This window comes from Tissierella sp. P1 (assembly GCF_002266425.1).
In the GTDB taxonomy this organism is placed as follows: Bacteria; Bacillota; Clostridia; order Tissierellales; family Tissierellaceae; genus Tissierella; species Tissierella carlieri.
The window spans coordinates 52,167-66,845 of sequence record NZ_NPMN01000013.1 but is presented as its reverse complement, the minus strand read 5'-3'; the positions used below and the strand labels follow the sequence as shown (position 1 = coordinate 66,845).

Here is a 14,679-nt window from a genome sequence, read left to right as displayed (position 1 = left end):
AAAATAAATAAAAAACGCTGATAATCAGCGTTTTAACTTGTTAATATTTAATTTATTCCGACTATTATATCAATAATTTTTAAACCTATATCCTGCCCCCCATAATGTTTCTATATATTTGGGATTTAATGAATCATCTTCTATCTTATCTCTTATTCTATTTATATGAACAACTACTGTTGCTTCATCTACATATGAATTTTCTCCCCATATTTTGTCTAATAATTGTTGTTTATTAAATACAATATTTAGATTACTGGCTAAGAAATGTAGTAGCTCAAACTCCTTGTTAGGTAAAAATATCTCCTTCCCTCCAATGTATACCTTTCTTGATTTCACTTCTATTGTTAAATCTCCTCTGATAATTACATCTTCTTCTTTCATTGTGCTTCTCGTTAATAACTCATATCTACGAATATGTGCACCTACTCTAGCTACCAGTTCTGAGGGTTCAAATGGTTTTACAATATAGTCTGTGGCACCCATACCTAAACCTTTAATTTTATCTAAATTCTCATTTTTTGCCGTCACAAATAATATTGGTATGTCATGATGTTTTATAAGTTCCTTACAAACTTCAAATCCATCCATATTTGGAAGCATTATATCTAAAACAATTAAATCGTATGAATTTTCATCGGCTTTTTTTATTCCATTTTCTCCTGTATAACATATATCTACTTCATATTGATTTGCTTCTAGATAATCTTTCTCAAATTCTGCTATCTTTTTATCATCTTCTATAATTAACACTTTTTTCAATTATATCAATTCCCTTCTTCCATAACCTTTAACCCTGCTTTAGGCAAACTGATAATCAATTCTAATCCATCATTATATTTTTCATTTACTCTTATACTACCATTATGTGCATTAACAATATTTTTGACAATAGCTAGCCCTAAACCTGCACCTCCTGTTTGCTGATTTCTTGATTTATCAGCTCTATAGAATGGATCAAATATATTAGTTATTTCATCTTTAGTTATTCCCATACCATCATCAGCAAAAGAAATATTATATAGCTCGCCATATTCTGATAAAGTAATATATATATTACCTATACCATCTTTCTTATATTTTGCACTATTTTTTATAATATTTAATACAACTCTTTTAAAATGCATCCAATCTATCTGAACTTCTGCCATTTCTAATTCTGTAATAAAATGTATATATATATTGTTTTTACTAAATTCCGAACTAATTTCTGATATACATCCTTCAAAAAAATCAACTAAATCAGTACTAATAAAGTTAAAAGATACACCGTTCATATCCAATGTGGAATATAAAAAAAGTTCATTTATCATCTTACTCATTTGATCTGCTGTTTGGTTAATATTTTCTAAATACCTAATTTGTTTTTCTTTTGTATCTATAATCCCTTCTAATAATCCTGAGGTAAATCCCTTTATAGATGTAAGTGGAGTATTAAGATCATGTGTTATTCCTGCTATTAGCTCTTTTCTATTATTTTCATATCTTTCTTTTTCTTCTTTAGAATTAAGTAATTTCTCTCTCATATCATCAAAATCTTTACACACATCTCCAAATTCATCATCATTAGGATAATCAATTTCAAAGTGTAAATTACCCTCTTTAATTTGATTTGTTCCTTCTCTAAGAACGTTTAAAGGTCTTAAAATTGATCTTAAAATAATAAATGTCATTACAGATGTTGTTAAAATAACTGCACTAACTATAGCCACTAAGACAAATAATATAATTTTCATTATAAATTGTTTATCTTTTGCAATAGTCTCATTCTGCTCTTCTAAAGTTACTCTCGTCTGTGTGCTAACCATATATAAATAATTAATATTATCATTGCTGCTACTATCATTTCCAAATAATTTTATACAACTTGCTTCTCCTGATTCATTTATAATAGTGTATTCACTTTTATTTACATTATTGAAATATTCTCCTATTACTTTATCTGAATATTCATTATAATTTTCACTTTCATAGCTTGTATCATTATCAAGTATAAGCTTTACTGAATATCCCCCAGCTTCAATTTCCTTTACATTCTCTATCACCTTTTCAAAGTCTTCTTCTAAGATATTCTGCTCTATTCTTTGTATGATTTCAAAATGATCTTCATAAACAAATCTTTCCTCTACTGCATTAGATGCAATATATAATGACAATATTCCAATAACAACTGGCAATAAGAATGTTAACAAATTAGATATAACAACCTTTTTTCTTATAGACATTTTATCCTCCTTTGTAAGCTATATATGTTATCATCTTATTTATTTAACTCTTTACTTTAAAACTAATATTATCTTATAACTCGTTTATTCTATATTATCTTTATCCATATATTTTATTATTATAAATATCAATCTAACTGCAACTACTGCGTATATAATATAGTCATACTATCAATTAACTAAACGTCTACTTAAATCAAAGGTACTAGATAAATCAATTATAAAATTATATGCAGCATAAACATATATACCCTTTAAATATTTTATAGCATATAAAATAATATTCACAGTATAAACAAGATATCTTTCAAAATTTTTAACAATTATATCATATTAAAAAATTAAAATCTATAAAAAATACGGAGAGAGGTATTCCTCATTAGAATACCTCCCTCCGTCCAAATTTTAGGAACAAAATTCATAAAATCCTCTTAACTTTGTGTCAACAAAACATTGACATCTCCACAGTGGCTTAATTTAATTGTGTCCAACTTTTTGGGGTCAGATCAGTTAGACCTTGTCCCATGTTTTTTACTTTAAGCTTTTTTATTTAGCTCTATTAATTACTTTCTACAATTGCTCCCTTAATTTCTCAAAACTATAATGATTGAATCAATCTTTCTGTTGATATAATATATTTTGGTATAGCAGCTCTTATGGTTTTTTTAGGATCTACAACTTGAGATATTTTTAAATCTACAGCCAAACTAGTTAAAATATAAGCATCTTCCATTCTAATCCTAGAGCACCCTCAAGATATTTTACCGTTTCACTAGTAGCCTCATATAGAGCAGAGTCTAAATTATTACCGGAAGCAATAACCATAGTATATCCATCTGTTTCAAGTAAAGGCCACTTTATTTTTTTGTCCTTAATCAAATTGATTTCAAGGGTAACTTCTGCTGGCACTTCTAATCCAGTAAAGCAAATCTCTCCGTCTCCCATAATTGCATGACAATCACCTAATGCCAGCAAAGCACCCTTTTGATTTACAGGAAAATATAATGTAGACCCAGCTGTAATATCATTAGTATCCATATTTCCACCATGCTTCCATGGACTATCAGTTGCCCATTCCCCATCTTCTTTAGCTGGTGCTACTCCGATTACTCCTATCATAGGTCTTATAGGTAGTTTTATTCCATGGAATATTGCATATCCATCTATAATATCCACAACTCTAATCATTGGTTTACTAACTTGATCCCCAAGTACACCTTCATTAGGTACTACTGCAGCTACTCCTTTGTTAGCAACATCAATGCTAATAACTTTTACTTGAAGTAAATCCCCTTGTTCTGCACCTTCTACATAAATAGGTCCTGTAGCAGGATTCAATCTATCATAATCAATTTCTGTTAGAACTTGCTCTTCATTATAAATTTGTTGAAAGAAGCAGTCATTTGTCTTTACCTTGATTACATCACTAGGTTCTATTACCTCCACATGATCCATTAAATTTGTAAATTTGTAAATAACTTTGTTTCCTGAAATTGTCTTCATCTTTATCTCCTCCATATCAAAATTTATATTTGTTATCTCAAAAAGACAGGAGAAACTTCCCCTGTCTTAGCTCTTATTTACTCAAAGCTATTGATATCATCAGGTGTTAATGTAACTAATTCATGCTTATTAGGATGTTTTTTCCTATAGGATTCCATCAAGAAGTATAATGCAACTCCAATAAGACTATATATGATAAGTGAGATGTATCCACCTATTGCTAACTCCAAAAGTGATCCGATGATTATCCAGATAGATACTATCATTCCAAGAATGAATAGTAGATTACCTCCTGGTGCCTTATAAGGTCTTTCCCATTCAGGGAACTTCTTCCTTAGAATCATTGCATCCAAACAACATATGAAGTATACTAACCCAGCTGCTACGCATGAAACTGCATAAATATATTGAACCCAATTATCTCCAGTAAAGAGACAGAAAAAAACTGAGAATAATAATACTACAAAATTTGCCGCTACTGGTTGCCCATGCTTATTTAGTTTGGTAAAAGCTTTTGGTAACTGATTTAACTGAGCTGCTCCATATAATACTCTTGCTGATGATACCCAGAATCCCATCAATGTAGTAAATGCATGTAATATACCTGAAACTATAGCTGCTATACCAACTATTTTAGGTAATCCAAATTTAGCTACAATCTCTGGCTCTGGCAAATTCATACTTGCTATTTCTTTCCAAGGAGCCATACCACCTATTGCGAATACAATGATAAAATATAAAATAGCTGGAACAAACAATGATGACAAAATAATCTTCCATATTTTCTCTGGTGGAAAGTTTGTTTCTTCTATCATTGTCGGAGTCATTTCGAAGCCTATAAACTTCAAGGAGAATACCGCAAATGCTATAAATATTCCATTGAATCCCTTAGGAAACATACCACCATGAGAAGAAATATTATCAAATGACCAGCTTCCACTAAAGAAAAAAGTTGCAGCAACAATTAATGATATAACCACCATTGTAAAGAAAAATATAGTAGCTAATCTTCCTGTAAAACCAATATTGAAATTAGATAATATATACCATAAAACTATTATTCCAATAGCAACCCAAACCACCATATTAGCTGGAATAGGAATAAAAAAATTAAGTGCTGTTATAAAAATAAATGCCATCATAGGTGGTTCTACTACTTGTATTAAAAACATCATCCATTGAGCCGCCCATCCTGCCTTATGACCAAATGCATTGGTAGTCCAGATATCAACTGCAGATGAAAATGGTAACATTGCAGTAAGCTCCGCAAAAGTTAGACCTACCGGTATTAGCAATACAGACAGAATAGGAAATATAATTGCTGCTCCTGCTCCAGTTACAGAAAACCAATAAGGAGCCTCAGCAAGCCAACCGCCGATTACTGCTCCTGAAGCTATAGCTATCATTTGCATAAAAGATAGATTCCTTTTTAATTTTACATCTGACATATTAAAACCCCCTATAATTATTTAATAACTTCTAATAGCTCGTCTGTGTTAATAACATGGCAGTAAATATTATTCAAAATTTCTAGTTCATAATAAGAAGATACATGCCTATCATTTACCCTCATAGATGATTCCTCCCTTTATTTTAATATAATTACTACCTAAACAATTACAAATTGTTGATGCTTTGTTGAATACATATTTAAATTTTTTTATTATTCTAAATATATTGTATCATCACTAGTATGGCTAAATCCTTTACAAATATTTTCTTTTCTATATCTTAATATCATATTTTGCAAATCAAAAGTATGAAATAGCATATCTATAATATGTTGATATGTATATAAGCAAATGATAATCTATAGTTAGAAACTTTATCTGTTAGAATATATCTTCTTCAAGGAGGGAGAAACATAATGTATACAGTATTAATAGCAGATGATGAAATTATTGAACGAAATTATCTAAAAAGTGTTCTCAAAAAACACCCTGAAGAGTTTACTTTAGTTGGAGAAGCAACTAATGGAGAACAAGTTATCGATATAGCCTTTCAAAAGAAGCCTAATATTATAATTATGGATATTAATATGCCTCTTCAAAATGGATTAATTGCTGCAAAAACTATAAAGACAAGGTTCCATAACACCATTATCATCTTAAATAGCGCTTACTCAGAATTTAAATTTGCACAGCAAGCCATCCATTATGATCTTGATGCCTATTTATTGAAACCTGCTAGTGAAAAAGAAATACTTGATACAATGATTAATTCTCTTCACAGGAAATCTCTGAAGGGACAAGTCATTGGTGACTATTATAATGTCTCAAATACCTTAAACAATAAATATCCTTATACGCTAGTAGACAGATTAATTAATTCTATCTTCACAGGAGATTTTGAACTTATTAGGTTTAACACTCTCAACTATCTTGATTTTTTAAATTCTCAGCAACATAATTTAGAAGAATACAGATTACATATAGTAAATACTATTTTTTCAATAATGAGATCACTCAAAGAAGTTTTACCTGATGATATACAATCATTATTAAATGGTGATGAGTATCTTCAAAAAATAAGCAAATCCCAATATTGGTATGATATACTGGCTGTCACTGAAGATTTCTTTAGACAATTCTTATTTTTATTCAATGGAAGCCTATCTTTATCCTCTAATTTTACTGATATGGTTGAAAAATATATAGAAGAAAACTTTGATAAGCAAATCTCATTAGATATGCTTGCAGAAATATTTCATTTTAATCCCACATACCTATCAAGAAAATTTTATCAGGATAAAGGTTACACTATAAATGATTTTCTGAATCAAAAACGAATTGATTATGCTATTTACTTATTAAAGAATTCTTCTCTTTTAGTAAAAGATATTTCAAGAAATTGTGGATTCATAAATGTATCACACTTCAATCGTAGCTTTAAAAAGGTTACAGGTAAGCAACCTTCTCAAATCAGACTGGAGGGAAACGTAGAAAATGGACATTAAATTAACAGATATATTAACAGAAGAGTTTCTAGAAAAATTTCAGGATTCCTTTGCTTTCGCTACAGGTTTCGGTGTTGTTTTTGTAGATTTAGACGGTAATCATATAGGAGAAGGAAGTAATTTTTCCAAATTTTGTAGTGCAATTAATAAAACAGAGGAAGGGGCTTCTTACTGTGCATTAACTAATCGGAAGGCAATAGATTTAGCTATTAGAACAAAAAAGGCCAGTATATATGTATGTCACGCAGGTCTTATAAATATAGAAATCCCTTTAACTTATGAAGGAGAATATATAGGAGCAATTACTGCCGGACAAGTTTTATGTTCAGATATGGATATCTATCCAAAAGATACAGAATTTAAACCGCTACCTTGGCTAGATACAGAAGAAGCAGCCGAGTATTTCAGTAATATAAAAATACTTACCAGACAAGAAATTGAAGCTACAGCGGTGTCTTTGGAAAATATAGCAAATTATATTGTTCAAAATACTATGTATAACAAGCTTCAGGAAAAATTAGCAGAGGAACGGCAAAAAACTTTGGAATATGAGAAAAAACAAATCGAGATGGAGCATCATCTAAAACTAGCGGAATTAGATGCACTCCAAAAACAAGTTACTCCGCATTTTATTTTTAATGTAATTAGTTCAATATCTCGATTAATTTCTATGGAGGAATATTCATCTGCTTCAAATATGTTAAATTCTTTTTCACAGATGCTACGTTATAGTTTGTCGAATATAAAATCAAAAATTACCTTAGAACAAGAACTCAACTATATTCAAAACTATTTAGTTATACAGAAAAATCGTTTTTCTGAAAGAATAGACTATGAAATTATGGCAGACAATGAAATACTCTCGCTAATGATACCCTATTTCTCTTTGCAGCCTTTAATAGAAAATGCTATTGAACATGGCCTTCTCCCATTGGAAGATGGTGGTAAATTGAAATTAAATTTTTCAACAACATCTTCTCACTACTTTATTGAAATAATAGATAACGGAATTGGAATGAATGATAAAAAATTAGAGGAAGTTAAAAAGATTTTACAAATTGATAGAGATACTTGCTCAACAAATCATATAGGTCTTAAAAATTGCTATAGAAGATTTAAACTTATGTATGGTGAAAATGCAACTTTTAATATAGATAGTAAACCCAATGAAGGTACAAGGATATATATTACAATCTCAAGGAACGCTGATATCATAAACTGACACTCTTATTTAAGTCTTTCTAATATAATTACATATTACTAAATGCATGTTAATAAGGTACAAAAAGTACTTATCTTTATTTCATTATGATTCATTGTCAACATCTCAAAATAATTATATCAGATATTTAATATCAATATATTATCTTTAATAATTCTAGGATAAATAGATACACAATGATGAAAAAAAGACCCATGGATTTTGTCTGTCATATCCATTGGGTCTTAATAAACTAAATAATATTAATCATTAAAAAATACTATTCTTTTATCTATTCAACATTATTTCTATGACTGTATCGTCAATATTTTTCATCCCTTCACCACTAAGCTTTGCAAGATTTCTAATGCTTTTTTCTACCTGATTATCTACTATTCCATTAAAATCTTTAATTGTTATTCCTTCAATAGCTAATAAAGCAGACTGCACAGCTGTAGAAGCTGCTGTACCTAATTTTAATGCACAACTTGGTTTTGCACCATCGCATATTACACCTGCTTGATTTGCTATAATATTGTTAATTGTAGAAGTTATAGCATTTTTATCTCCTAATAACCAGGCAATAGCCGCTCCCGATCCTATAGATGCAGCTATACTGCATCCACATAAATTAGATAATCTTCCTATATATCTTTTTACATAAGATGTGATTATATGACTAATTGCTAACGCCTTTACTAAATCTTCATCACTTATTTTTATAATCTCTTTATATGCAGCTAAAGGCAATATAGCAGTTAATCCATTATTTCCACTTCCACTTGAACTCATAACTGGCATAGAATATCCTGACATTCTAACATCTGATGCAGCCGCAGTTAAAGCATATGCCAAATTTACAAAATCTTTTGAGATTAAGCCATTTTTCATATTGCTGTTATAACTATATCCTACCCCTAAGCCATGCTTTTTGTCTAATCCCTCTTTAGCTATATTCATATTCATTTCCATACCGTCTAATAAAAACTTAATATCTTCATAATTTAATTTTTCAATTTCTTCTACAATGGTATTTATAGGTAGACTATAGAAGTTTTGCTCCTCATTATCATTATTATTTTCCTTGCTTGCCCCATTTCTCTTATTCAATATTTCATTACCGTCTATTGATAATAAAACAATATTATCATGTTTATCTTCTGTTATGGCAACTGAAACATGATTTTTGTTTTCTATAGTGGTCTTTATATAAACTGGCTTATTATTATCTTTATCAACCTTAACATTAATTTCGCAGGACTCTAATATTTTCTCCGAGTATTTTAATTCTTCATTCGTAATCTTCCCCAATATCTCTAATCCACATTTTGGATCTCCTATTGATGCCCCTAATGATGCAGCAATATGTAAGCCTATCTTATTGGTATTTGGTATTCCTACATCCATACCATTTTTATATATTCCTTTACTTACTTCTACTGTGATTTTTGAAATTTCTTTGGAATCATTAGGTAATATTGATACTCCATAGGCTGTATTTAATGCAACAGCTACAGGTTCAGTACATCCGATAGCAGGTTTAATTTCTCTATTTAATATTTCGATAATATGTCTTTTAATATCCATATATGTCCCCTCCTTATCTGCCTTAGCAAAGATAAAATTCATCCCTTACTTATAAGGTGTAAAGGATGAATTCCATCTTGTTATACTATTATTTCTTTGAATCCCAATATTTTTGTATATACTCTTTTGCTTTTGCTGGATCAGCCTTATGAACATTTCCAGTATCTACTAATGTACTAATTGTTGAATAAGCCTTGATCTTTAAATTATTGTATACTGCTAAGATTTGATCTTGATCTATTGCATTTAATACTGCTTTTCTTAAGTTTTCATCTGAAAACTCACTATTTCCTAGTAGATTAAAGAATGCATAGGATACTGCATTACTTGGTCTTTTTTGTAGAGTAAGCTTAGAATCTCCTTCTACTAATGGATATTTATCTTCTGGTACACTATATAATAAATGAATCTCACCACTTCTAAGTGCTGAAAGTGAGCTGTCTAGGTCTTTTATAAATTTAACTTCTACTCTATTTATTCTTGGCTCGTGTTCTGTTCCTGCCATATATCCAGGATTCTTTTCAAATACTACTTCATAGTCATTTTTGTAAAGCATAATATATGGTCCACTAACTGCAAGAGTGTTATTATATGTTGCACCCTCAGTTACAGTTGATTGATCTCCATAAGCTATATCTTTATTCTTATCATATTTTGCAACATCATAAGTATTAATTGCTTCTACTTGTTTCTTTGAAACAATACCTGCTGATTGATGTGCTAAATAATTTAATACCTGTGGGAAAGGATGAGTCGTTGTAACTTTAACTACCTGGTATTTTCCAGCTGCATTATTTACATCTTTTTTATCTGCAACAAGTTCTTTAATTTCACTTGGTAGACCTGCTTCTAGTGCAGACCTTACTGATGTTTCTTTTCCCGACTCCTTGAAGCCTTCTAATGATGCTAAGTCTGTAATAATTTCGATTTTATCCATACTTGAGTGCAAACTATAAGTTCTATGGTCTGGAACTGAATTCTTGTCCTTTGCTCTATTCATAGAAAATACAACATCTTCTGCAGCTACTAATTCTCCAGTATCTACAGCCTTTTTATCAACAACTTTAGCAAACTTTACATTATCTCTTAGTATAAAGTAATACTCTTGATTTCCTTCTTCAATAACATAATTATAAGATAGAGAACCCTTAGAGGTTACTTCATCATCGTCTGTTAAATTAACTAATCTTACATGCATATTTGTATTTATTATATTGATTGAACCGTCATTTCCCTTGATAGGGTCCATGGATGTTAATGATGATAGTGTCTGGCTCATTATAAATGGTGAAGAAGTTCTTTTGCTTTGATCTACAAAATCAATTTCTTCCCAAGGCAATGAACGAGATTTACTTAATCTAACGCTATCAGCTTTTAATACATCTTTATTTATTCCTTGGCTTTTAAGGCTTGAATAAAGAGGAATTATATATGCATTATCATCTACAAGAACCTTTTCAAACTCTTTATAAGTTTCTCTATATTGTTCTGGTGTTTCAGAAGCAGCTTGCTCAACTAATTTATCAAGCTCAGTATCTGATAAGCCATAATCATTATAATCTCCACCTGTTGTAAATATGGATCTTACTGCATAGTCAGGGTTTCCTGTAACAGTTGTCCATCCTGAGACTGCTATATCATAGTTTCCTGCCTCTTTTTGTCCTGTAAAGCTACCATAATCAGGCTGAATGTTTAATTTAACATTGAAACCTGCCTTTGCAAGTTGATCTCTTACTATATTTACATCTTTTTCGTTGGAACTCATGGACAATATCTGAATATCTACTGGTTTAACTGATGAATCTCCAGAAGCTGCTGTATCCTGAGTGTTGTTTTTTACATCATCCTTAGTCTTTACATTACATCCTGCAACACCTAATACCATCACTAAAATTAACAGTATAGATATAAATCTTTTCATTATTCATCTCTCCTTTTATATAATTAATATCATTTCCTATTAACATCTATTATTTCCGATACCCCCTCCTTTAGTTAAAACAAAACAGAACTCATTATTTTGTCTCAAAGCATAGAGTACCATCTTGAATTTCTTTATATCTAAAACAAGCTACATGATGATCCTTTTCAACTTCATTTAAGGATGGATTCTCATTTCTGCATTGTTCTATTGCAAAAGGACACCTAGCGGCAAATCTACATCCAGGCTGTGGATTAATAGGTGAAACTATTTCTCCAGCAAGAATAATCTTTTTCTTTTTAGCCTCTATATTTATAGATGGTATTGCCGATAATAAAGCTACAGTATATGGGTGTAATGGCTGCCTAAATATTTCTTTCTTCGGAGCTTTTTCAATAAGTTGTCCTAAATACATAACACCAATATTATCAGATATATGTTTTACTACTGATAAATCATGGGAAATAAATATATAGGTTAATCCTAACTTCTGTTGAAGTTCCATTAATAAGTTTAAAATTTGAGCTTGTACAGAAACATCTAATGCAGATACTGGCTCATCACATACTATAAATGATGGATCTACAGATAAGGCCCTTGCTATAACTACTCTTTGACGTCTGCCTCCATCAAATTCATGAGGATAAAGATTATATGCCCTTTTGGATAATCCTACTTGTTCCATGAGGTATTCTACCTTTTCTCTTCTTTCCTTCTCATTCTTATATATGTTATGAAGCTTAAGTGGCTCTTCAATAATCTGTGATATAGTAAACCTAGGATTTAATGAAGCATATGGATCTTGAAAGATAATCTGCATATATTTTCTCATTTGACGCATCTCTTCATTATCAAAGGTTGTAATATCCATGCCATCATAGAGGACGCTTCCAGCAGTGGGTTCGTGAAGTCTAAGTATCACTCTCCCCAAAGTACTTTTTCCACATCCTGATTCTCCAACTATACCTAAGGTTTCGCCTTTATCTATGGTGAAACTTACATTATCAACTGCATGAAGATTTCCATTAGGTACACTAAAATATTTTTTTAAATTATTTACTTCCAGTATATGTTTCATCTTAGTTGCCCTCCCCATTTTCAAATAATGAAAAATGGCATTTATATTGATGCTCCTTGCCTTTAACCGTTGGAGCTAATTCTGCACATATATCTTGTTTGTACTTACATCTCGGATGAAATGGACATCCCGTTGGTAAATCAGCAGAGTTAGGAGCAGAGCCAGGAATCGGAATGAGTTTTTCACTATCTTCGTCTAGTTTTGGTATAGACTCAAAAAGTCCCCTAGTATATGGATGTTTAGCATTTGTATATACTTCTTTAACAGTACCTTTTTCCATTATCTCTCCTGCGTACATTATAGCTACATGGTCACAAGTTTCTGCTACAACACCTAAATCATGAGTAATGAGTATCATAGCCATATTATATTTTGATTGTAAATCACTAATAATCTTTAGTACCTGTGCCTGTATAGTAACATCTAATGCAGTAGTAGGCTCATCTGCTATTAAAAGTTGAGGATTGCATAATAACGCCATGGTTATAACTACTCTTTGCTTCATCCCACCAGAAAATTGATGTGGATAGTCATTGTACCTATCCTCTTTTACTCCTACAACTTTCAATAAATCTAAAACTAATTTCTTTCCCTCCTCTTTATTTAACTTCTTATGAGTCATTACAACTTCTAAAAGTTGCTCTCCTATGGTCATAATAGGGTTAAGAGAAGTCATAGGGTCTTGGAATATCATGGATATACCATTGCCTCTCATTTGCTGATTTTCTTTTTCAGTATTGTAAATTAAGTTTTTTCCCTGAAATATTATTTCCCCTTGAGTAATAATACCTGGAGGATATGGAACTAATTGCATTATTGCTAAAGCAGTAGTAGATTTACCAGCACCAGTTTCTCCAACTAGACCTAAACTTTCACCCTGTTTCAAGGATAAGTTCACACCATTTACTGCTTTTACTGTTTCATCTTCTGTAATATAATGTACGTGAAGATCTTTTATCTCTAATATCTTATCTTTTTCCAAAATTCCCTCTCCTTTCTTACTTCAATTTAGGATCTAGTGCATCTCTTAAACCGTCGCCAAAGTAATTAAAAGATAATACTATCAATATAATCGCTAACCCTGGAAATATGGCTAAATAAGGATTGGTCTCAAGGTAATTGCTTCCAATCTTGAGGATATTACCCCACTCTGGAATATGTGGTTCTACTCCTAATCCAAGATAGCTTAGGGAACTAGTAGAAAGCACTGCTCCACCTATTCCTAAGGTAGCTCTTATAATTATAGGTGCTAAAGAATTAGGAATTATATGTTTTAATATTATAGTAAAATCCTTTGCTCCGCAGGCCTTAGCCGCTTCCACAAACTCATTATTAGATATACTCATTACAGTAGCTCTTACAGTTCTGGCATAGGCAGGAACTGAACCTATACTTAGAGCCAAAATTAAATTAATTGTATTTGCACCAAAGGCAGCCACAATTGCGATAGCTAGCAATATACCTGGTACTGCATATAAAATGTCTAATAATCTCATAATCACATTATCTAATTTTTTGCCATAATAGCCAGATATTGCACCTAAAATCCCGCCTATGATTACTGGGACTACAGTTGCAATAGTACCAACTACTAAGGATATCCTAGCTCCAAAGACTATTCTAGTAAAAACACATCTACCATAATTATCTGTACCAAAAGGAAATTCCAATGAAGGAGATTTCAAAATAGTTTCATAGTTATTATCAATGGCAATAGAATAATCAAAGGTTAAATTACTACAAATTGATAAAGAAATAAGTAGAATTACTATAAACATTCCTAAAACTGCCATATAATTTCTAAACAATCTTCTAAGTACGTCAATCCATTCTATAGAGATTTCTTCATCTTTTTGTCTTAATTTACTTATAATTATCAATCCCAATAAGAATGCAAATACATTCCCTGTTAGAACACTAAGGATTAGGGGGAATGCAAAGGGCAAAAGTTTTTTATCAACTACTTTTCCCTTTACAAACTTTGAAACCATTACCATGGTAAATATATAAAATATCGTTATAGCTAGTAATATTCCCATACCTAGCATAAAGGTATTGGATACATATGCCTTAAATAAATTTAGTGCTGATATAAGCATAATTGTAAATGACGTTAAAATAGCATAAATACATAAAGTATATTCTATGTTTTTTTCTTTTTTAATTAAAGTAAAGCCAGCTATTGCCATAAAGAAATTGCCTGTTATT

General features: G+C 30.8%; 12 protein-coding genes. 2 read left to right on the top strand and 10 right to left on the bottom strand.

From position 1 onward, the window contains the following. Window positions 1-69 precede the first annotated feature (69 nt). The 5 genes from CIW83_RS10920 to CIW83_RS10905 all read right to left on the bottom strand — a co-directional run bounded on the left by CIW83_RS10920 (window position 70) and on the right by CIW83_RS10905 (window position 5,176). Window positions 70-762 carry a response regulator transcription factor gene (locus CIW83_RS10920; protein ID WP_094901095.1) on the bottom strand — a complete coding sequence of 231 codons (693 nt, stop codon included), beginning with the start codon at window positions 760-762 and terminating at the stop codon, window positions 70-72. Between the two features lie 5 nt (window positions 763-767). Beyond that, complete coding sequence (locus tag CIW83_RS10915; protein ID WP_094901093.1) at window positions 768-2,225, bottom strand: HAMP domain-containing sensor histidine kinase; 1,458 nt, start codon at window positions 2,223-2,225, stop codon at window positions 768-770. 598 nt (window positions 2,226-2,823) lie between these two features. Continuing rightward, entirely contained in the window at window positions 2,824-2,958 is a 135-nt protein-coding gene (locus tag CIW83_RS24355; RefSeq protein WP_255374379.1) for a hypothetical protein, read from the bottom strand. After that, window positions 2,937-3,728, bottom strand: coding sequence for an acetamidase/formamidase family protein (locus CIW83_RS10910; RefSeq protein WP_235601299.1), 792 nt, complete (start codon window positions 3,726-3,728; stop codon window positions 2,937-2,939). Before CIW83_RS10910 ends, CIW83_RS24355 begins: the two co-directional genes overlap by 22 nt. Before the next feature lie 77 nt (window positions 3,729-3,805). After that, entirely contained in the window at window positions 3,806-5,176 is a 1,371-nt protein-coding gene (locus tag CIW83_RS10905) for an APC family permease (protein WP_094901091.1), read from the bottom strand. 419 nt (window positions 5,177-5,595) lie between these two features. On the opposite strand from CIW83_RS10905, the gene CIW83_RS10900 reads away from it, so the two are divergent. Next, the gene (locus tag CIW83_RS10900; RefSeq protein ID WP_094901089.1) at window positions 5,596-6,684 is read left to right on the top strand and encodes a response regulator; all 1,089 of its coding nucleotides are present in this window, start codon (window positions 5,596-5,598) and stop codon (window positions 6,682-6,684) included. Beyond that, window positions 6,674-7,906 (top strand): PocR ligand-binding domain-containing protein, encoded by a 1,233-nt coding sequence (locus tag CIW83_RS10895; protein WP_094901087.1) that lies wholly within the window; start codon window positions 6,674-6,676, stop codon window positions 7,904-7,906. The genes CIW83_RS10900 and CIW83_RS10895 overlap by 11 nt, the downstream gene beginning before the upstream one ends. A gap of 267 nt (window positions 7,907-8,173) precedes the next feature. Here the strand turns inward: CIW83_RS10895 and CIW83_RS10890 are convergent, their stop codons facing one another. From CIW83_RS10890 to CIW83_RS10875, 5 genes are all read right to left on the bottom strand, one after another. Then, window positions 8,174-9,472 carry a serine dehydratase subunit alpha family protein gene (locus tag CIW83_RS10890; RefSeq protein WP_158220096.1) on the bottom strand — a complete coding sequence of 433 codons (1,299 nt, stop codon included), beginning with the start codon at window positions 9,470-9,472 and terminating at the stop codon, window positions 8,174-8,176. Window positions 9,473-9,560: 88 nt separating this feature from the next. Further along, a complete protein-coding gene (locus CIW83_RS10885; RefSeq protein WP_094901083.1) occupies window positions 9,561-11,393 on the bottom strand; it encodes an ABC transporter substrate-binding protein in 1,833 nt (610 codons plus the stop codon). Between the two features lie 94 nt (window positions 11,394-11,487). Beyond that, window positions 11,488-12,471 (bottom strand): ABC transporter ATP-binding protein, encoded by a 984-nt coding sequence (locus tag CIW83_RS22260; protein WP_201259810.1) that lies wholly within the window; start codon window positions 12,469-12,471, stop codon window positions 11,488-11,490. 1 nt (window position 12,472) lies between these two features. Next, on the bottom strand, window positions 12,473-13,453 hold the full coding sequence (locus CIW83_RS22255) for an ABC transporter ATP-binding protein (RefSeq protein WP_201259809.1): 981 nt from the start codon (window positions 13,451-13,453) through the stop codon (window positions 12,473-12,475). Between the two features lie 16 nt (window positions 13,454-13,469). Next, complete coding sequence (locus tag CIW83_RS10875; protein WP_201259808.1) at window positions 13,470-14,660, bottom strand: ABC transporter permease; 1,191 nt, start codon at window positions 14,658-14,660, stop codon at window positions 13,470-13,472. Window positions 14,661-14,679 lie beyond the last annotated feature (19 nt).

Bases quoted from the DNA above. Each gene is read 5' to 3' on its own strand.
- CIW83_RS10915 (WP_094901093.1), bottom strand. From the start codon at position 2,225: ATGTCTATAAGAAAAAAGGTTGTTATATCTAATTTGTTAACATTCTTA.
- CIW83_RS24355 (WP_255374379.1), bottom strand. From the start codon at position 2,958: ATGGAAGATGCTTATATTTTAACTAGTTTGGCTGTAGATTTAAAAATA.
- CIW83_RS10910 (WP_235601299.1), bottom strand. From the start codon at position 3,728: ATGAAGACAATTTCAGGAAACAAAGTTATTTACAAATTTACAAATTTA.
- CIW83_RS10905 (WP_094901091.1), bottom strand. From the start codon at position 5,176: ATGTCAGATGTAAAATTAAAAAGGAATCTATCTTTTATGCAAATGATA.
- CIW83_RS10900 (WP_094901089.1), top strand. From the start codon at position 5,596: ATGTATACAGTATTAATAGCAGATGATGAAATTATTGAACGAAATTAT.
- CIW83_RS10895 (WP_094901087.1), top strand. From the start codon at position 6,674: ATGGACATTAAATTAACAGATATATTAACAGAAGAGTTTCTAGAAAAA.
- CIW83_RS10890 (WP_158220096.1), bottom strand. From the start codon at position 9,472: ATGGATATTAAAAGACATATTATCGAAATATTAAATAGAGAAATTAAA.
- CIW83_RS10885 (WP_094901083.1), bottom strand. From the start codon at position 11,393: ATGAAAAGATTTATATCTATACTGTTAATTTTAGTGATGGTATTAGGT.
- CIW83_RS22260 (WP_201259810.1), bottom strand. From the start codon at position 12,471: ATGAAACATATACTGGAAGTAAATAATTTAAAAAAATATTTTAGTGTA.
- CIW83_RS10875 (WP_201259808.1), bottom strand. From the start codon at position 14,660: ATGGCAATAGCTGGCTTTACTTTAATTAAAAAAGAAAAAAACATAGAA.